Below are 18,387 nucleotides of genomic sequence, written 5' to 3' on the forward strand. Positions count from 1 at the left end.
TTTTCTCTAACAATGGTTGGCTCTGATGTCGTTTCCCTTTCGGACAAGTCTTGGCTAGGGACAGAAATTGGGTTCGCGGCGTTTTCTCTAACAATCGGCGGCTGTAATGTCGTTTCCCCTTGTGAAAATTTATTAGCGATCGGGGAAATTGGCTCAGGGGAATTTCTAGCTACTTCGCCAGACTGTGGCGGGGATGTCTCAAAAGAACTGTTTTTCTCTGGCTCCGTAAACTGCAAAACAGTAGGTTTACCTGCTGTTGGTGGTTTGCGCGAAGTTTCTTCTATAGTTTTTTCTAGTTCTCCATGCAGGCGATTAACAAACTCCGCCAAAATCGTTTCCCCTTGCTGCTGCTGGCTGTACATCCGTGACAACTGTTGGGAAAGATTACTTTGATAGTTCTTCAGCTCCTGTTGCAGCGAGTTAAAGGTAACAGTAACGGTGTCATCTAGGCTGTCAAACATGTGTTCGACTTTCTCATTGATTTCACCGACTACATTGCTGCTTACTTCAGCGGACTTCAGCGCAGCTTGTTCGTAAGATTTGCCCTCTATGGTTTGGTTAGCTAAAGTTGCCAGAGAGGATTGCAGTTGTGAAGATATATGCTTTGCCAGAACTTCTGCCAATTGACGAATTAACACTTGCTGCTCAGTGATTTGGCGCACTTGTTGTAAATGCTCTTTTTCCTCTACCAAGCTTTGAATTTCATCAGATAATCGATTTTTTTCTGACTGAAGCCGCTTTACGTCTTCCTGCAACGCTCTGAGGACATTCTGCTGAAGATTTTCTAAGTCTTCAACTACAGCCCAAAGAGCATTTTCTGCTGCTCTGGATAGCTCGCCTCTAACTCGCGGGTTTTCTGGTTGCTTCTCGAATCGCCCCATTAGCTTCTAACCTCTAACACCTTGACGATAAAGCTGCTTCCCGTACACTTGCTTGGCGCTCATAGTAATTTCCTGTATTTTGTCAGATAAATTAAAAATTTTAACAGCACTTCCGCATTTCAACGTAATTCTGTCATACTAGACACAGGTTAGCAAAGCATCAAATTTGCTCCACTGGTTACTACACGGTCTTCTCTTCAGCATTGACAAATATTTGGCCATTCGATTTTGCAATTATCGCCACGACTGGAAGTCGCTTGAACTGAGACTTTTTTGTTTTTGGTCAGTTTTAATTTTCAGCAATTATTTGCCAATGAGATTTTTACTTTTAAAGAAATCTCACTCCAAATAACTATTTATTGTTTTGCTGCCAATAGTAATTGTCAAAGACTTGCAGATGAGTGCGCGTAGGCGCAAACCGAGTTTTCGCCAGACATCGCCACAAAATTGTCTGACTTGCGAAACTAGCTGGAAATTCGTGTGGAATGTAACTTGTGTGACAGTTTACATCTCTAAATAGAGATTAAAGTATCTTTCTGTGGAAATTCAAAGTTACGCTATCCCCTGTACAACATTCTAATGAATGAGCAGCAATTCTGCAAAAGCACGCTTTTTTGGCGTTGTTGCAGTCTAGGTTCTACTTTGAGTACATGCAGTAGAGGAAAAAGTTAGGAAAATATTAATAATTCTTAGAGAAATAAAATCCGGGCGATGCTAAAGATGGCAGCGCTCAGGCCAGCACTCACAGGGATTGTAATTAGCCATGCGGCGGCAATGCCTTTTAATGTTTGGAATTTAATCGACTTGATATTTTGCACTAGTCCAATACCGACTACACCACCGACGAGAGCGTGGGAGGTAGAGACTGGTAAACCTAGCCGCGAGGCGATGAGGATGGTGGTAGCAGTCGCAAGTTCGGCACAAAATCCACTACTAGGTTGCAAAGAAATAATGTTTTCGCCAATAGTGGCGATGACTTTTTTACCCCAGACAGCTAAACCACCAACAATACCAGCACCACCAAGGATTAAAATCCAAATGGGGATAGTGATCCCATCTGTAGGTACGCTACCAGTGCGATTGATGTAAACGATCGCAGCTAAAGGAGCGATCGCATTTCCCACATCATTAGAACCATGAGCAAAAGCTACAAAGCAAGCACTCAATAATTGGAATCGGGCGAATAATCTTTCTATGGGATTGGGCATTGGGCATGGGGCATTGGGCATGGGGCATTGGGTAGACTCTTTTGTTTGCCCTGTTGTCCCCAAATCTCCCAATTGTCGCCAACTAATGATTGTGAGTCCAACTGCTGCTATTGCACCCGTTAATAGTGGGATGTCGTAAGCAGGGATTGTAAAACCAACTTGCTCAATTACAAAATTGGTTAGCGGTTCAGTCAGCGATGGTAATACAATCACGCCGAATACACCTAGCAGTAGAGTACTTAACCAGGGAATCCACTCTTGTAACTGCACTACTTGATTGGGTTGATCCAAAATCCAGTGCTTGATTTGACTGTAGAATAAAGCAGCGATCGCACCACTAATTAACGGTGTCAAAATCCAGCCAATGGTAATTAAGCCAATTGATGACCAATCAATTGCATCTACTCCCAAAGCTACCCAACTAAATCCAGCGATCGCGCCAACAACGGCATGGGAAGATGAGACTGGTAAACCGCGTGATGTGGCAATTTGCAACCACACACCACACGATATTAGTACCGTTACCATCCCAGTAACAAATATTGGGGGTGTAGCAGCAAATAAGGCGGGATTAGCAATTTTCGTCGCTAGGGTTTCTGTTACCTCATGTCCAAACAATACAGCACCCGTAAAGTCTAATACCCCAGCAATTATTAGTGCCTGTTTGAGGGTGACAGCTTTGGAACCTACAGAGGTTCCCATTGCATTAGCAACATCGTTTGCTCCGAGATTCCAGGCGACGTAGAAAGCTAGTAGGGCGACTGCAACTTGGGTAATAAGCATTTTGTTCGGGCTAATGGGGTGTACACACAAGTCTCTGTTGACGCAATTTACGGTTTATCGAATAGCCCAAAGAAACCTCACCCTGGTTTTGCTTGTGCAAAACCTGTCCCTCTCCTTAGTAAGGAGAGGGATTAAAGTCAGGACAGGCTAAAGAAGAAGATACGAGGACGTAAAGAATAATTTCCCTGCGTCCCAATGCCACCGTTATTTTACGGATAAATTAAGATTTTATAAGTATCCGGTGTGGGTGCGATCGCAACTTCCACAGCTGCTGATAAATCTTTTAATGGATAGCGATCGCTAATCAACGCTTTTACATCAATTCGCTGATTAAATACAATATCAGCTGAGAGATTCTGAAGCCGATAAGATGAGCTATAACTGCCGATCAAATCAATTTCTCGACGGTAGAGAATATTAGGGTTGATGGGAATTTCTACCTCATCAGGGAATTCGGCGAAAAACAAGATTTTGCCACCTTTGCGGGTACAATCAAGTGCTTGAAAGAAAGCTTTCTCACTGGGAACAGCCAACAGGGTAACATCAACACCCAGTCCACCAGTTAGGGCATGGATTTTGGCAGTTAAATCGGCGTCACGCGCATCAAAAGCCGCCTCTGCACCGATACTCAAGGCTTTTTCGATTCTAGAGGGTAGTAAATCGGTAGCGATTGCTTTTGCTCCGAAATACTTCACTAACATAATGAACATTAACCCAATTGGCCCAGCACCAGTAACTAATACAGTTTGTCCTGGAGCAATTTGGGCTTTTTTCACAGCTTTTAAGCAGCAGTTAGTTGGTTCTACAAAACTCGCTTCTTCAAAACTGATGCGATCGGGGATGGGAATCAGCCCGCCATTTTGGACAATATGTCCGGGAACCTTGACATAATCGGCAAAACCGCCACCACTGGCGTTAAAGCCTGCGGTAGTGGAGATGTTTTTGTAGACATCGCACATGGAGAAATTATCATTTAGGCAGTAGGCGCAACGCATACAAGGGATGTGGTGCATTACCGCTACCCGTTGCCCAACTTGCCAACCTTTAACATCATTGCCTAATGCTGCGATCGTGCCGGCAGTTTCATGTCCAAAAATGCGCGGCGGTTCATATAGTGGATAACGAATTTTTTTAATATCTGACTGACACAACCCCACAACCCGCACCTGTACCAGCACTTCATCTGGTTCTAGGGTTGGAACTGGGATATCTTCGTAAGACAGTTGATTAACGCCTCTAAATACCTGTGCTTTCACGTTGGTTTTTCCCGCTCAACGATACTAGATGTAACATTTAGTGGTTCAGGTTAGGTTATCAAGTTTGGGATTTAATATTGTTTGTAAATCTTGGTGCCTCTCTAGTGAGTAATTCTAGAAGCTCAAAAAAACTTATGGGTGGCTTTTTGAGACTTTGAGACTGTCGCTGTAATACCTCAATCACTTGTTGCGGATAGAGATTATATAATTCAGTTAAAAACTCATCTGGAGATTTGGCTTTGATTTGCCAAGGTGCTAAATCTTGATCTTGAAAATGCTTCAGATTTGAGGTGACAATTATATCAGCCTTAGCTACCACAGCAGCAGCCAGAACATGGCGATCGTTAGGGTGATTTGTCATTAATTGAACAATATTGTCAGGAACTACGATTAGTGCTGTAGGAAAGGCTTCTTTAATTCTCCCTTCCAGTCTCATCGCTTGGGTAGTTGTGAGTCTACCTGTATTTACTAGATTACGAGTTGCACCATCAAGTATTTCTTGCGACCAATGTGATACATATAAACCAGCCTCAGACATACACAATAGGGTATCTCGTAAGTACATAGGGAATAGTACACAAGAATCTAGCACAGCACGATACATAATACTCAGTAAATAATGAGAACACCCTACTCATAAAATCCTAACTCTTGGCTTTCGGCTATTAATTCATCTAGTAGTTGTGTACGTTTAGTATCCCTTTGCTGTTTATATTTGATTAAATCCTCAAATTTCACCCGTCTATGAGTTCCTACCATAATATAAGGAAGCTCACCCTGCTCTAACAATTTAATCAGATAGGGACGTGATACATTCAACAAGTCAGCAGCTTGTTGTGTTGTTAGCTCTGGATTATGTGTAACTATAGATACATTTTTGCCTGATGCCATTGCCTGCACTACTTGACGTAATACAAGACATACAGAATCAGGAATAGTCATTTCTTCGCCGTTTGCTGCTGCTAATTTCAGTTGACTATTTTCCTGATTGAGTATATATTCAAGTTGCTTTATAGCCTCAGCTTCGGCTTCTGTAATAATACTGGAATCTGTAGGCAGATTTTGGTTAGATAGGAAGGTATTCATAAAGAGGGTTAGCTTGATATTTTATTTTAATTGTATTACATAAACGCAATAAACGAAAATTGGATATAAAATGAAAAAGAGGGGAAAGGGGAAAGCGAACCCCATATTTATCCGTAACGCTGTATTATTTTTGAATATTTTCTCAAGATTTTCTCCAAGACCCAGCAATGACTATTCGCCATGCGACTGAAACTGACTTGCCTGCAATTGTAGCAATTTATAATGCTGCAATTCCTAGCCGCATGGCAACTGCTGATTTAGAGCCAGTATCTTTGGAAAGTCGCCTTTCTTGGTTTAAAGAGCGATCGCCTTCACAACGCCCAATTTGGGTAATCGAAGTAGAGGGAGTAATTGCTGGATGGCTTAGTTTCCAATCCTTTTATGGGCGGCCTGCCTATAGTACGACTGCCGAAATTAGTATTTACATAGCCCCTCACTTTCATCGGTGTGGTTTGGGACGACAACTATTAGCACAAGCAATTAGCGAAAGTTCTAGTTTGGGTTTAAAGACCCTACTATGCTTTATTTTTGCCCACAATCAACCCAGTTTAAAACTTTTTGAAACATTTGGTTTTCAACACTGGGGACATTTACCTAAAGTTGGCGAAATTGATAGCGTTGAATGCGATTTAGTAATTATGGGACTGCGAATTATTGACATTACGACGGCTTGAAGTTGTGGTAGTGCAAGGTTTCAATGAATTCGTTCATTCCCGATACATCTACCCAAATACAACGGTGAAATTCGCTATCTTTGTCTATAAGAGTTATTCCACAAGAAGGGCAAAACTCCCACTGAGATCGAATGGGCTAACGACACCCTGACAACGGAGTTTGGGAGGTCTAGTATGCATATGCATTTAAAAAAGAATCTGGTATGTAACTTAATGAGATACTCTTGTTGAACTGTAATTCATCATCTTGGGTCAACAGTCTTGTAACAATATTCGTATCAACTGCGACCATGCCATAAATCGTCTACACCTGGGCGTATTGTATTATCCATATCCTCAAGGCTTTAGCAATTAGCTTGATATTTTAAGCAACATGCTACATCATCTAATGTGGTTTCTAGAAAAGGTTTTTTGGCTTTAAAAGAATCCCATCACCTATATCAATAGCAATCAGTTCTTGACCAACTTCCCACCGATGCGTCTCCCGCAAAGACTTGGGAATAATCACTTGCCCTTGACTCGACAATTTTGTGATTTCCATTACATCTCAAATTTAAAAAAGTAATAATGATGCAAGAATTCTATCATCAAGGAATCCAGAGGCGATGTCTACAACAGGCTACGCCTACGCATTAGTTTACGATAAAGTAATCAAGCTTCATGCACTGAAGGCTAAGAACTAGGAAACTCTAACTCAGCATTTCCCCGCCCTAACTGCACCACCTCAGATGGTAGGTGTCGCTCCAACCAATCTTCCAAATCAACCATTACCTCAGGGTAATTGAGGTCATTCTGAATATCGTGATAGGCTCCTGGATACTCAATTCTCAGCTTATCTTTGCAATTTACGCGTTGGTAAAAGATGTTGCTTCCCCCTGGTAAAGCAATTCGGTCTGCGCCACCGTGGAGAATCAACAATGGTAATTGCCAATCAGTAGCGTGAGCATTAATCCAATCAACTGTTGCAAAAAATTCTGTAGCTAGACGGGCAGTAGCACGGGTATGTCGGAGTGTATCTTGGGCATAGGCGGCTAAAACCTGCTCATCTCGTGAACCAGCGCTGATGTCAATACCTGTATTCAGGGTGAAACGCGGCCATACCCGTGAGAGCATTTTTCCTAAAAGCAGACGAACAGGTGAAATCCCAACTTTCCCCAAGGTTGGCGCTAAAGCGATCGCACCCTGCAATAATGATGCTTGTTGGGGATAGCGCAGAATATAATCTAAAACAATCACTGCGCCTAAACTATGACCCAAGATAAAAATTGGGCATCCTGGCTGCTGAGTCTGAATTAACTCTAAAAAGGCTCCCAAGTCTTCACGAAACTCACTCCAAGCGTTGATATAGCCTCGCTGACCTGGTGAGCGTCCATGGCCACGCAACTCTAAGCCGTAGACAGTATATTCTTTGGGTATCAAATGCTGAACCACATTAGTGTAGCGATCGCTGTGTCCTCCAAGTCCATGCACAATGGCTAATATTGCCCGTACTTTAGCCTCTGGATGCCAGCTTTGGTAATATAGGTCAAGTCCTCCAACACCTTGGAATGTGCCTTCTCTACGAGACGCTATGCGATCGCTATGGTCAATCATAGGGTTAATTTTTTACGTATTTTCTCAGCAAGCTACTAATAATGTCAACATCCATTGTAATAAAAATAGCTTCTAGCTATGGAAGAATTACAGGGAATTGAGTTACCCTTGCGTATTTAAAATATCGAGAAGATAATTCCCTAGATTCTAACCCTTGTCGTTACCCACATTTTTGTAACAGTCAAAGTGTAGTGCTAACCAACATCCCGCCCAGAACTAAAGTTCGGGGCTAATAGCTCAAGTCCACTTAAGTGGACTGAAATTTTCGCTTCTACAGAGTATAGCTATAGCAATCCTATCTGAGTTGTGAAAATTACTGTTTTAACGAACCGCAGAGGCGCAGAGAGCGCAGAGAGAGGAATCTACAAAAATTTTCACAAATGATTTAGGACTGCTATATTTACATCACTTAAAATCTTATATTTAGTCCTCTTGAGAGGACTTTAGCTATTAGCCTCGGAATTTATTCCAAGGCGGGATGGCAACGAAGCCCAAGATTTATAATGACAAGGGCTTCTAACCGTAGGTTGGTTAATAATATAGGAATCCGATTTGATTCCTGAATCACTCGTAGAGAGAGGGAACTCTTAACTGGGAAGAAGCAATAAAGAAGAATTCAGCTATAAAGGTGTACTGAGTTTTGAACGAAATTAGGTATTGTAGAGTGTGTTAGAACGGAGTTCGTAACGCACTATTATCATGGGTTTGATGCCGTACTCTCCGTGCTAACACATCCTACGTATATTTTCAGAAATCAAACCGGAGTCCTATATGACCTCAATAATTATGATTAGCTGATGAATTTAAACGCTTCTTAATTACGAATTAGTATTATTTTCCCAGCCATAGTTGCCGCAACGACTGAAAAATCTTTACAAATCTCTCTTCTAGCCAGACCATAACATAATCAAGCCATTCCAGAAGTTGCTCTAACGGGTGCTTCTCATAGCCTGTTGAAGTTGCTTTAGTTTCTATCCAGTCTGGTTGTGCCTCAACTTGACTGCTTTGGTGAAATTGCTGTTGCAAAATTTCCCCTTTACGACTCTCGCTTTTAGTTTTGGAAATGCGGGCTTGGGTTTGTTTCGCAGAGGCGAATTTTCCAGATGTTTTTTGACTTGGGGCGAGATTACTAGTTGCTTGTTTCCTTCCTACCAAATCAGATTTGAGTTTAGGTTGTTTTACACTCAAATTCTTTTGTGGAAAATGCCCTACTGATAAACTTGGGGTTAAAGCAGGATTTTTACTTTGAGAAAGTCTAACTGGCCTATCAGCAACGGTTTCGGTGTCACCAAATAAATCACCCCACCTTAGCCAAAGATCATCTGTTAAATCCATGTTCTCTAACTGAGGGCTTTTAGACAAGGGTTTTCTAAGGCGTGATGATAATAGTTTACCTGGCAATCTTTCATTACTCGTTGATGGCTCAACTGTTTTTCTACTACCAACACCAAAAAAGTAATTAAGCGCCGCCTCAATCAAAGCCTGAAGATTCAGTTTCTGAGTTTCCAAACTATGAGATGTGGTTGCCATTTCTCCCCTAGCAGCTAATTGCTCTTTGCCATAAAGAAATATATTTAACTGAGTTTGGGCAACTTGGACAATTTCCTGGCTACGTTCTTGCACAGGCACTAAAGCATTTAATTCCAACTTAGCAACGGCTATATCTAAAAATACTAATAATCTATCTGTATTAAGTAAATCTTTTGGTATATCGTCAGTTATAACGGTAATTTTGGCTGTATTTACGTCAGTAAGTTTTGCTAATAAACGGTCAATTTGTGGTAATAACTCCGTTTCTTTTTTAGCTATAATCAACCGCCTTCGCGCAGCGTCTCGTAGAGAAGACTGCCAGTATTTAGCAACTTCGTTAATAATCCGGTCTTCTAATTTTGCCTGCTGTTGTAGTGTCAAAATATCTAGAATTTCATTATCGGCAGTAACGAGTACTAAATTCCGATTCATCAAATTTGTGGCAATTCCCCGCACTATTGGAAGATGCTGTCGAAGGACATTTTCCAAGTGTAAACGGTTGAGATTTTCCGCTTTATTCTCTGTAATATTTGATGATTGAGTAAGATTAGCGTTATTTGTAGAGTTATTATCAACGAATTTCAGCCGAAAAACTCCCAATAAGGACAAGGGATTGAAAAATTCAGACGTTTTTGCCGGAGTAGAGGCGAGTTCATCACATGACAGATAATGGACTGCCTCTAGTGCATTTTGAATGGGAGTATCAACATTTGGGAGAGTTTCGGGCTGGAAATTGGGATCATTTGGTTGTAACTTTAGTCTAGTTTGTGGTTCTTTGGTGTGTAGCGTTTTCCCAGATGATTCCGATGACTGAAACAGTAGATACACTGGGTAAAGTAGTACTTCCACACCCCACTTAGTAGCAACTTGCAAATGCCGAAAGGTGTGTTCCCACTGTTGTGTCACCCGCCGAGATTGCTGGTGGACAAAGTTAAATAGTCTGCTTTGATAACGACCAGAGGAACCAGAAGACATAGTAGTAATTTTTTAGTTCAAGTCTTGTTGAGTTGTGAGACTCCCGCCAAACAATAAAAACGACTAACTGTTAATTATCGTAAGTAACCTTATCTTAGCGAAAATATGACCCCGACTATCTCTCAATCTCAGACCAAATTAATCTCACAAGTTATTGAGCAACTGCGCTCTTTTTGTCAAGTTAATCTTCAGTCTACGTGGCTATACCAGGAATCTGACCTGATTATTACTGATGTTGTCGCTGCTGATTTGTCTCATTGGCAACCTGTCCAGTTGAATGCTAAAGAACATATTGCTTGGACAGGCGGGAAAAAAGTGCTATGGCTAGTGCAAAGGTTGGTGGTTCCCCAAGATTTACAAGGTTATCCCTTAGCTGGGTTATCTTTGCGGCTGGCGCTGCTTTGGTGGGCAGATTCTGCTGAAATTTATGTGAATGGGGAGTTAGTGCTGGAGGGTGATTTATTTGATTGTTCGCCGAGAGTGCTTATCAGTCAAGGGGTGACGCCAGGGGAAGAGTTTACTGTGGCTTTGCGGTTAGTGAGTCCGGGACATTGTGATGGTGCTTTAGTGCGATCGCTCCTAGTTTATCAGTCTACTGTTGATAATAATCCCGATCCGGGTTTTGTGGCTGATGAGTTAGCTGTGGTACAACTTTATTTGGAAAAGTTTACACCGGAAAAGTTGGATGTTTTGGCGGCGATGGTGCGGGAGGTTACGAACCGCAGAGGCGCAGAGGATACGGAGGGAGAGAAGGAAGAGTTGGTAAAGTCGTTTTTGTCCCTACGCCAAAATTTAATTCAATCCAAAATCCAAGTTGGGCTGGAAGCGCACCAAAGCTGCGACCCAAAATCTAAAATTTTCCTGTTGGGTCATGCTCATTTAGATTTAGCATGGCTATGGCCTGTGAGTGAAACCTGGAATGCGGCGCAAAACACTTTTGAGTCGGTTCTGAAGTTACAAGAAGATTTTCCTGAGTTAATTTTTTGTCATTCGACTCCCGCACTTTATGCTTGGATTGAAGAACATCGCCCGGATTTGTTTGGGGCGATTCAAGCACAGGTAGCTGCTGGACGTTGGGAAGTTGTCGGCGGAATGTGGGTGGAACCAGAACTAAACTTGATTGCTGGTGAATCAATAGTCCGTCAGCTATTGTATGGCCAGCGCTACATCCAGGAGAAATTTGGCAAGCTTTCAACAGTGGTATGGGTTCCAGATTCTTTTGGTTTCTGTGCAACTTTACCGCAGTTTTTCGCTAATGCCGGAATTGAGTATTTTGTCACCCAGAAGTTACGGTGGAATGATACTACTAAATTTGATTATGGGGCTTTTTGGTGGCGATCGCCTGACGGTAGCGAAATCTTTAGTTTGATGTCTGCACCCATCGGTGAAAGCATTGACCCAGTTAAAATGGCATCCTATGCTCTGGAATGGCAAACCCAAACTGGTTTACCAGAATCCCTCTGGCTTCCCGGTGTCGGCGACCACGGCGGCGGACCCACCCGTGATATGTTAGAAACCGCCCAACGCTGGCAAAAGTCGCCTTTCTTCCCAGACTTAGAATTTACGACGGCTGAAAAGTATTTACACCAAATCGTAGAGACGCGATTCACCGCGTCTGTCAATAGTTATGATTCTCCCCCATCCTCCCCTGCTTCTCCCTCATTCCCGATCTGGAATGACGAACTATACTTAGAATTCCATCGCGGTTGCTACACTACCCACGCAGATCAAAAACGTTGGAATCGTCGTTGTGAAAATTTATTGTATGAAGCTGAATTATTTGCTACCTTGGCAACTGTAAGCTGTGGTGTGACATATCCCAAAGCAGAAATCGAAGCAGCTTGGAAGCTGGTGTTATTTCAACAGTTTCACGATATTTTGCCTGGTTCTTCAATTACCCAAGTTTACACAGATGCGTTGCCCCAGTGGCAGCAAGTGGAACAAGTAGGAATGAAGATATTACAGTCATCACTTTTAGCGATCGCATCTCACATTACCTTATCAGAACCACCAAAACCCGATAGTTTGCCTATTTTCGTTTTCAATTCTCTCAATTGGCAGCGTTCTGAGGTAGTCTCTGTAACTTTACCCACGCCAGAGGAATGGCAAATTTACGATGCTTCTGGAAAGCAGCTTGTCTCCCAATTATCTGAACCATCAACGCTACTATTTCTGGCCACCGAAATTCCACCCGTTGGCTACCGCATATTTTGGCTTTCTCCCTCATCCCCCTCATCCCCCTCATCTCCCTCACTCCTCCCAGACTGGATTTTAGAAAATGAATTCCTGCGAGTTGTTATAGATCCTGATACTGGAGATTTATCAAGTGTTTTTGATAAAACTTATCATCGAGAAGTTTTGAGTGGGGCGGGAAATCAACTGCAAGCTTTTAAAGATAGTGGTCAATATTGGGATGCTTGGAATATAGACCCCAATTACGCCCAACATCCCTTACCCGCAACAAATCTTCAATCTATTCAGTGGTTAGAACAAGGTCCAGTGCAAAGTCGTGTGCGCGTGGTGCGTCAGTTGGGTGAATCAGAATTTTGCCAAGACTATATTCTCGAAGCTGGTTCACCTCTGCTGAAGATAGCTACTACCGTCAATTGGCAAGAAAATCATGTATTAGTGAAAGCTGCTTTTCCTCTGAATGTTGAAGCAGACTTTGCTACCTATGAAATTCCCTGTGGCGCGATTCGCCGGACAACTAAACCACAAACCCCCGCAGAACAAGCAAAATGGGAAGTTCCCGCTTTGCGTTGGGCTGATTTGACAGCAGAAGACACACAGAAAAATACCGCAATCCAAAATCATTATGGTGTCAGTTTGCTGAATGATTGTAAATACGGTTACGACAGCAAACCAAATAAACTCCGCCTGACACTGTTACGCAGTCCTAATTGGCCAGACTCAGAGGCAGACAGAGGTTTTCACCAGTTCACATATACCTTATATCCTCATGGTGGTAGCTGGGAATCAGCCCATACAGTACGGCGTGGCTATGAATTGAATATATCCCTACAAGTGATATTGAATCCACCCAGCATTCACAACGGGGTAAACCATAGCTATCCGCTAACAGCACTCCACACTATTAAAGGGGGGAGGTTCCTAGATTTATCAGCTAAAAATTTAATTTTAATGGCCTTGAAGCCATCTGAGGATGACCCACAGCAGTTAATTCTACGGTGTTATGAATGTCACGGAGAAACAGCCGAGTTAGCTTTGCAAAGTGATTTAGGGTTGAGTCTAGGAGATAGAGTAGATTTGTTAGAGCGTTCCTCTACCACTGAATTCTCATCTCAGCAACAAATCTTGACAATACAGCCTTGGAAAATCGCCAGTTTCAAGGTAATACCAGCGACTAATCCCAGGTAAGTGTTGTTCGTAGTTTGCGCTTTAGCGCTAAAGGGCAAACTACGAACCTCTTAAAATTATTCACACAGACCACTAATTTTGAGCTTTTGACTCCTAACTCCTAACTCCTAACTCTTTTAATCTTCATGGTCATCAAACGGATCGTTCAACTGCTTGCTAGGAGGGCCAAAGGAGGTATAAATCGACAGTCCGGTGATGGCAACCACCACGACAGCCACAGAAATGCTAAGAACTATTGCGGGTTCCATAATTGAGAGATAGATTATGAGTGCTATTCTTATAGAATATTACAGAACATTAAAAAAAGCTTTGGTTAGTAATCTTGGGTGAACTATGGCACAAAGGACTTGGTTGGGAGATATCCTGAAACCCCTGAACTCTGAGTATGGAAAGGTGGCTCCAGGATGGGGTACTACCCCTGTAATGGCTGTTTTTATTTTGCTATTTTTCGTGTTTCTGCTGATTATTCTGCAACTTTACAATAAATCACTGTTGATTCAGGATGTATTTGTCGATTGGCGGAGTTTAGGACGCTAACGGATACACAGCTATCAAGTTTGGATCACAAGTTAAGTTACACCCGGTTCTTCCGGGTTTTTTTGTCAATGGTCAGTCCACACTAACCATTGAGTATTCTTATAATATGTGAGTTTATGTAATGGTTTTATAGTTTACAGGAGACAAAAAATGAATATATTTGGTATTGGTCTGCCGGAAATGGCTGTAATTATGGTAGTAGCGCTGTTAATCTTTGGTCCAAAGAAGCTGCCGGAAATTGGTCGGAGTGTAGGCAAAACAATTCGTAGTTTCCAAGAAGCTTCCAAGGATTTTCAAAATGAGTTTCAAAAAGAAGCAGAACAGTTAGAAGAAGCTGTGAAGACTACTGCGGAATTGGAACCTAAGCAAATCCACCCTGCTAAATCTGAGCAGGATACCGCTAGTTCTTCCCAACCTAGCTAGGAGAGAGCTTCATATCAATTGACTCTAGGCAAAATGACAGAAGCAGTTACGCAACCAGCTTTGGTGATTCCCCAGCTAATTGTCGGGTTGGGGAATCCAGAAGCTAAGTACAACCAAACACGCCATAATATCGGCTTTGCTGCTATGGAAACTCTCTCCCGTTCTTGGCGCATTCCCTTAGCAGAAAATCGTAAGTTTCAGGGTGAGTATGGCGAGGGTATAGCCCCAGGTGGAGGTAAGATTCGCTTACTGAAGCCGTTGACTTATATGAATCGCTCAGGACAAGCAATACAAGCGGTGACAAGTTGGTATAAATTGCCGCCTGAGTCGGTGTTGGTGATTTATGACGATATGGATTTGCCCTTGGGAAAAACTCGGCTGCGCTTATCTGGTTCGGCTGGGGGACATAACGGCATGAAAAGTGCGATCGCACATCTTGGTACCCAAAACTTTCCCCGTTTACGAATCGGTATTGGTAAACCCAAAGGTGCAGCTAATAACGATGATTCAGATACTGTCTCCTATGTGCTGGGGCGATTTTCTGCTGCCGAAAATCAGCTGATGTCTTTTGTACTTCAGTTCGTGGTTGAGTGTATTGAACTAAGCCTCAAGCATGGAGTAGAAAAGGCGATGAATGTTTGTAATAGCCGCACTATTAATAATTCTGAGTCTTAGGGTTGGATGAATACTGCCCTATCAGCTAGAAGAAAGGAAGCTAACCGATGTTTAAAGGCGTTTATTTTGGTTGATGGGTAGCGATTTTAGCTTGCTCTATCCAACCAAGATAAAGCCCAATACGCTTGGGTTAAGGATAATTGTAGGTTGGGTTATAGCAAGATCCCCATAGGGGTACGAAGTGAAACCCAACAAACCACAACAAATGTTGGGTTTCGTTCCTGAACCCAACCTACACTTATTTAAAAGCTGATTCTGCCCTCATTTAATAATTTATATCCAGATGCTAATGCAGCAAAAGCAATTATGAAATCCCATAAGCTAGTTGGCTTTAAAATAACTCCACCGCTTAAGAAAACTAGTACTATGCCAATGCCTAGAAAAATCCATCCCAAGTTACCAGTTTCTCTACGAAAGAAGACTAATGCAAATACACCTATCATAGTTGCGATAACGGAAGCTGTAGCAGGTAAGCTACGGTAAAAATATGAATAGTAACCGCTAACAAATATGATGTCTTGACCAAAAAAGTATAAGCCTGTAATAAGTAAGATTAAACCAATAAGTCTGATTAACAGCCCGCTCATAATATTTTTACATTTTTAATGGCTGAAGCTAATTTTAATCCGATCATACTGGAGCTTTTTATATTGTGCTATGTTTTACGTTAAATATCTCAGACTAAGTGAATATACTGGATAAACCTCCCGAACGTTGGAAGATGTCAGTACAAGTAATGTTGATTACATAAAGTAGTCCTTGCCAGCGTTTTATCAAGGTGCTTTAATAGCGATCGCATTCCCCAAAACAGTTTTACTCAAAACATTAAACTCAAAGATATGACAAGCTAGTAGCATATTCTTGACACTAAATTCTCCCCAAAGCTGAATAGGAGTATACATGGAGCCAATCATTTTTATAGTTTTAGTGCTTATAGGTTATGCCTTAGGTTCTGCAAAACTGATTAATCAAGGTAATGAAGCCCTAGTGGAACGCCTGGGGCGGTTTCATCGCAAACTTAAGCCTGGGCTGAACTTTATTGTTCCCTTAGTCGATCAGGTTGTAATGGAAGATACTACACGAGAGCAAATTTTAGACATCAAGCCTCAGGATGTGATCACCCAAGATAATATTTCTGTGGAAGTGGACGCTATTGTATACTGGCGACTCAAAGATATTGAGAAAAGCTTTTATGCTATTGACGATCTGCAAAAGGCACTGACAGAGGTGACTACAACAACGCTCCGGGAAATCATTGCCCAGAACACCCTGGAGCAGACCAATGTCTCTAGACTGGAGATGCACTCAGCCCTCTTATTCGAGTTGAATAGTATAACGATAGATTGGGGAGTTGATATTGTCCGGTTAGATATTCAGAAAATTACCCTACCTGAAAGTGTACGGAAGTCCAGGGAAGAAGAGCAAGCCTCTGTAATCAAAAAACGGGCGCTGATTACCGAAGCAGAAGGGGAAAAGGAAGCTGCAATTAAAAAAGCAGAAGGCACTATGGCTTCAGTGCAAATCATTTCTCAAGCTCTACGTTCCAATCCAGATACTAGGGACATTCTGCGGTATCTTGTGGCTCAAGATTACGTAGATGCTAGCCAAAAACTTGGTGAGAGCAATAATGCCAAAATTGTCTTTATAGACCCAGCCAACTCAACTGAAATGTTTCATGAGTTGATCAGTGAGTCAGTAAATAAAGAAGGTAACGGCAAAAAACACGAAAACGGTAATACCTAACAATCACGCTGTACGGTTTGTCTCAATAGTGCATCAGCTACTAGTGAAACCTCGCGCATTTCTTGAACATCGTGAACTCGGAGGATATCAGCGCCATTAAAAATAGCAGCACAACAAGCTGCTGCCGTTCCCCAAACTCGTGCTTTGGGATCTGGTTGATTTAAAATGCGACCAATGAAACTTTTACGAGATGCTCCTACTAAGATAGGACAGTTGAGTGTTGTTAGCGATCGCAAGCCGCGAAAAATTTCTAAATTTTGTTCATAGTTCTTAGCAAAGCCAATACCAGGATCAATAATAATTTTATCCAGGTCAATGCCCACAGCAGTTGCTACCCCAATTTGCCTAGCCAAAAAACTATAAATCTCTCCCAGCAAATCTTGATAATCAGTCTGTTGTTGCATTGTCTGTGATGTTCCCCGGATGTGCATTAAGATAATCGGCACATCTAACTCTGCCACTGTTGGCAACATTTCTGAGTCAAAAGTGCCACCAGAAATATCATTAATAATATCCGCTCCAACTTCTACAGATGCCCTGGCTACAGCAGCACGGGTAGTATCTACAGAAATCGGGACTGAAATTTCTGGTCTTATTACAAGTAATACTGATACTACCCGATCAAGTTCCTCCGCCAGAGTTATTTGCTTTGCCCCTGGTCGAGTTGATTGACCGCCCACATCGATTATGTCGGCACCAGCAGCTACCAGTGCTTGCGCCTGTACTAAAGCGGCAGAGGTAGTGTTAAACTCACCCCCATCACTAAAGCTATCAGGTGTCACATTCAAAATGCCCATCAAATAAGTTCGCTGTCCCCAATCGAAACAGCGTCCTCGAATTATCAAGTTCCTTGGCATAAATCTACATTAGGCATTCCCATGCAGAGCATGGGAACGAGAAGAAGGCACATCACACTGACTTAAAATTCACAATTCGAGCGAAACTATCAGCTTCTAGACTTGCTCCTCCCACTAAAACACCATCAATTTCTGGTTGAGCCATGATCTCATCAATATTATTCGGCTTGACTGAGCCACCATATTGAATTGATACATTGGGATTACTCAACTGGCTACGAATTAAGCCAATTATTCGATTTGCTTCCGTCACTTCACAAGTTTCACCCGTGCCAATGGCCCAAATCGGTTCGTAGGCAATCACCAAATTATTTTGATCAATATCTAGCAAGCCTTTATCGAGTTGGAGAGTAATCAGTGATTCAGTTTTTCCCGCATCTCGTTGTTGTTTAGTTTCGCCAACACAGAGAATTGGGGTTAAACCAAACCTTTGAGCAGTTCGGAGGCGTAGATTAACGGTGGCGTCCGTTTCACCAAAGTATTGCCGTCGTTCGCTATGACCGACAATCACAAAGCGCACACCACTTTCTGTCAGCATTGGGGCAGAAATCTCACCCGTATAGGCTCCAAATTCTTCCCAGTGGACATTTTGCGCCCCCAGTTGGATGAGGCTACCGTGCAAACTCTTGGACAAAAGGCTTAAATCAGTGAACGGAGGGCACAATATCACTTCTCGCCCTTGGGGGGTTTCCTCTAAGTGGGGCAGAAATCCTTGTAAAAACTCCTGGGTCTCTGCCTGGGTTTTGAACATTTTCCAGTTGCCGGCAATAACGATTTTCCGCACAGGT

General features: G+C 42.3%; 18 protein-coding genes and 1 pseudogene. 6 read left to right on the top strand and 13 right to left on the bottom strand.

Going from position 1 to position 18,387, the window contains the following annotated elements; all coding sequences use genetic code 11:
- The 5 genes and pseudogenes from V7K31_RS13400 to V7K31_RS13420 all read right to left on the bottom strand — a co-directional run.
- A pseudogene (locus V7K31_RS13400) lies at positions 1-881 on the bottom strand (hypothetical protein); the annotation flags it as partial.
- A 689-nt stretch (positions 882-1,570) separates the two neighbouring features.
- A complete protein-coding gene (locus V7K31_RS13405; protein WP_335094825.1) occupies positions 1,571-2,872 on the bottom strand; it encodes an inorganic phosphate transporter in 1,302 nt (433 codons plus the stop codon).
- Positions 2,873-3,081: 209 nt separating this feature from the next.
- Positions 3,082-4,128: a zinc-dependent dehydrogenase gene (locus tag V7K31_RS13410; protein WP_335094826.1), complete on the bottom strand. Its 1,047-nt coding sequence runs from the start codon at positions 4,126-4,128 to the stop codon at positions 3,082-3,084.
- A gap of 58 nt (positions 4,129-4,186) precedes the next feature.
- The gene (locus tag V7K31_RS13415; protein WP_442941277.1) at positions 4,187-4,693 is read right to left on the bottom strand and encodes a PIN domain-containing protein; all 507 of its coding nucleotides are present in this window, start codon (positions 4,691-4,693) and stop codon (positions 4,187-4,189) included.
- Positions 4,694-4,758: 65 nt separating this feature from the next.
- Complete coding sequence (locus tag V7K31_RS13420) at positions 4,759-5,214, bottom strand: helix-turn-helix domain-containing protein (RefSeq protein ID WP_335094828.1); 456 nt, start codon at positions 5,212-5,214, stop codon at positions 4,759-4,761.
- A 167-nt stretch (positions 5,215-5,381) separates the two neighbouring features.
- Between V7K31_RS13420 and V7K31_RS13425 the strand changes: the two genes are divergently transcribed.
- Positions 5,382-5,888, top strand: a complete 507-nt coding sequence (locus V7K31_RS13425) for a GNAT family N-acetyltransferase (protein WP_335094829.1) — start codon at positions 5,382-5,384, stop codon at positions 5,886-5,888.
- A 397-nt stretch (positions 5,889-6,285) separates the two neighbouring features.
- On the opposite strand, the gene V7K31_RS13430 is transcribed toward V7K31_RS13425, so the two are convergent.
- From V7K31_RS13430 to V7K31_RS13440, 3 genes are all read right to left on the bottom strand, one after another.
- Positions 6,286-6,429 (bottom strand): AbrB/MazE/SpoVT family DNA-binding domain-containing protein, encoded by a 144-nt coding sequence (locus V7K31_RS13430; RefSeq protein ID WP_335094830.1) that lies wholly within the window; start codon positions 6,427-6,429, stop codon positions 6,286-6,288.
- Between the two features lie 131 nt (positions 6,430-6,560).
- Complete coding sequence (locus V7K31_RS13435) at positions 6,561-7,481, bottom strand: alpha/beta hydrolase (RefSeq protein ID WP_335094831.1); 921 nt, start codon at positions 7,479-7,481, stop codon at positions 6,561-6,563.
- 831 nt (positions 7,482-8,312) lie between these two features.
- On the bottom strand, positions 8,313-9,986 hold the full coding sequence (locus V7K31_RS13440) for a hypothetical protein (protein ID WP_335094832.1): 1,674 nt from the start codon (positions 9,984-9,986) through the stop codon (positions 8,313-8,315).
- 105 nt (positions 9,987-10,091) lie between these two features.
- Here V7K31_RS13440 and V7K31_RS13445 point away from each other — a divergent pair, with 105 nt between their 5' ends.
- Positions 10,092-13,364 (top strand): alpha-mannosidase, encoded by a 3,273-nt coding sequence (locus V7K31_RS13445; RefSeq protein ID WP_335094833.1) that lies wholly within the window; start codon positions 10,092-10,094, stop codon positions 13,362-13,364.
- Between the two features lie 116 nt (positions 13,365-13,480).
- Here V7K31_RS13445 and psbN read toward each other — a convergent pair whose 3' ends face one another.
- Positions 13,481-13,612, bottom strand: a complete 132-nt coding sequence (gene psbN, locus V7K31_RS13450) for a photosystem II reaction center protein PsbN (RefSeq protein WP_196525836.1) — start codon at positions 13,610-13,612, stop codon at positions 13,481-13,483.
- 85 nt (positions 13,613-13,697) lie between these two features.
- Here psbN and psbH point away from each other — a divergent pair, with 85 nt between their 5' ends.
- From psbH to pth, 3 genes are all read left to right on the top strand, one after another.
- The gene (gene psbH, locus V7K31_RS13455; RefSeq protein WP_292760391.1) at positions 13,698-13,901 is read left to right on the top strand and encodes a photosystem II reaction center phosphoprotein PsbH; all 204 of its coding nucleotides are present in this window, start codon (positions 13,698-13,700) and stop codon (positions 13,899-13,901) included.
- 150 nt (positions 13,902-14,051) lie between these two features.
- Positions 14,052-14,324 carry a TatA/E family twin arginine-targeting protein translocase gene (locus V7K31_RS13460; RefSeq protein WP_298917780.1) on the top strand — a complete coding sequence of 91 codons (273 nt, stop codon included), beginning with the start codon at positions 14,052-14,054 and terminating at the stop codon, positions 14,322-14,324.
- Between the two features lie 33 nt (positions 14,325-14,357).
- Positions 14,358-14,999 carry an aminoacyl-tRNA hydrolase gene (gene pth, locus V7K31_RS13465; RefSeq protein WP_335094834.1) on the top strand — a complete coding sequence of 214 codons (642 nt, stop codon included), beginning with the start codon at positions 14,358-14,360 and terminating at the stop codon, positions 14,997-14,999.
- 242 nt (positions 15,000-15,241) lie between these two features.
- Here the strand turns inward: pth and V7K31_RS13470 are convergent, their stop codons facing one another.
- Positions 15,242-15,586, bottom strand: a complete 345-nt coding sequence (locus V7K31_RS13470) for a hypothetical protein (protein ID WP_335094835.1) — start codon at positions 15,584-15,586, stop codon at positions 15,242-15,244.
- A 186-nt stretch (positions 15,587-15,772) separates the two neighbouring features.
- The gene (locus V7K31_RS13475; RefSeq protein ID WP_335094836.1) at positions 15,773-15,901 is read right to left on the bottom strand and encodes a hypothetical protein; all 129 of its coding nucleotides are present in this window, start codon (positions 15,899-15,901) and stop codon (positions 15,773-15,775) included.
- On the opposite strand from V7K31_RS13475, the gene V7K31_RS13480 reads away from it, so the two are divergent.
- Positions 15,900-16,742: an SPFH domain-containing protein gene (locus V7K31_RS13480; RefSeq protein WP_335094837.1), complete on the top strand. Its 843-nt coding sequence runs from the start codon at positions 15,900-15,902 to the stop codon at positions 16,740-16,742. The genes V7K31_RS13475 and V7K31_RS13480 overlap by 2 nt on opposite strands.
- On the opposite strand, the gene folP is transcribed toward V7K31_RS13480, so the two are convergent.
- Positions 16,739-17,599 (bottom strand): dihydropteroate synthase, encoded by an 861-nt coding sequence (gene folP / locus V7K31_RS13485; RefSeq protein WP_335094838.1) that lies wholly within the window; start codon positions 17,597-17,599, stop codon positions 16,739-16,741. The genes V7K31_RS13480 and folP overlap by 4 nt on opposite strands.
- A gap of 52 nt (positions 17,600-17,651) precedes the next feature.
- A complete protein-coding gene (gene tpiA, locus V7K31_RS13490) occupies positions 17,652-18,383 on the bottom strand; it encodes a triose-phosphate isomerase (protein WP_335094839.1) in 732 nt (243 codons plus the stop codon).
- Positions 18,384-18,387 lie beyond the last annotated feature (4 nt).

The sequence above is a fragment of the Nostoc sp. genome, assembly GCF_036917675.1.
Lineage (GTDB): Bacteria > Cyanobacteriota > Cyanobacteriia > Cyanobacteriales > Nostocaceae > Nostoc.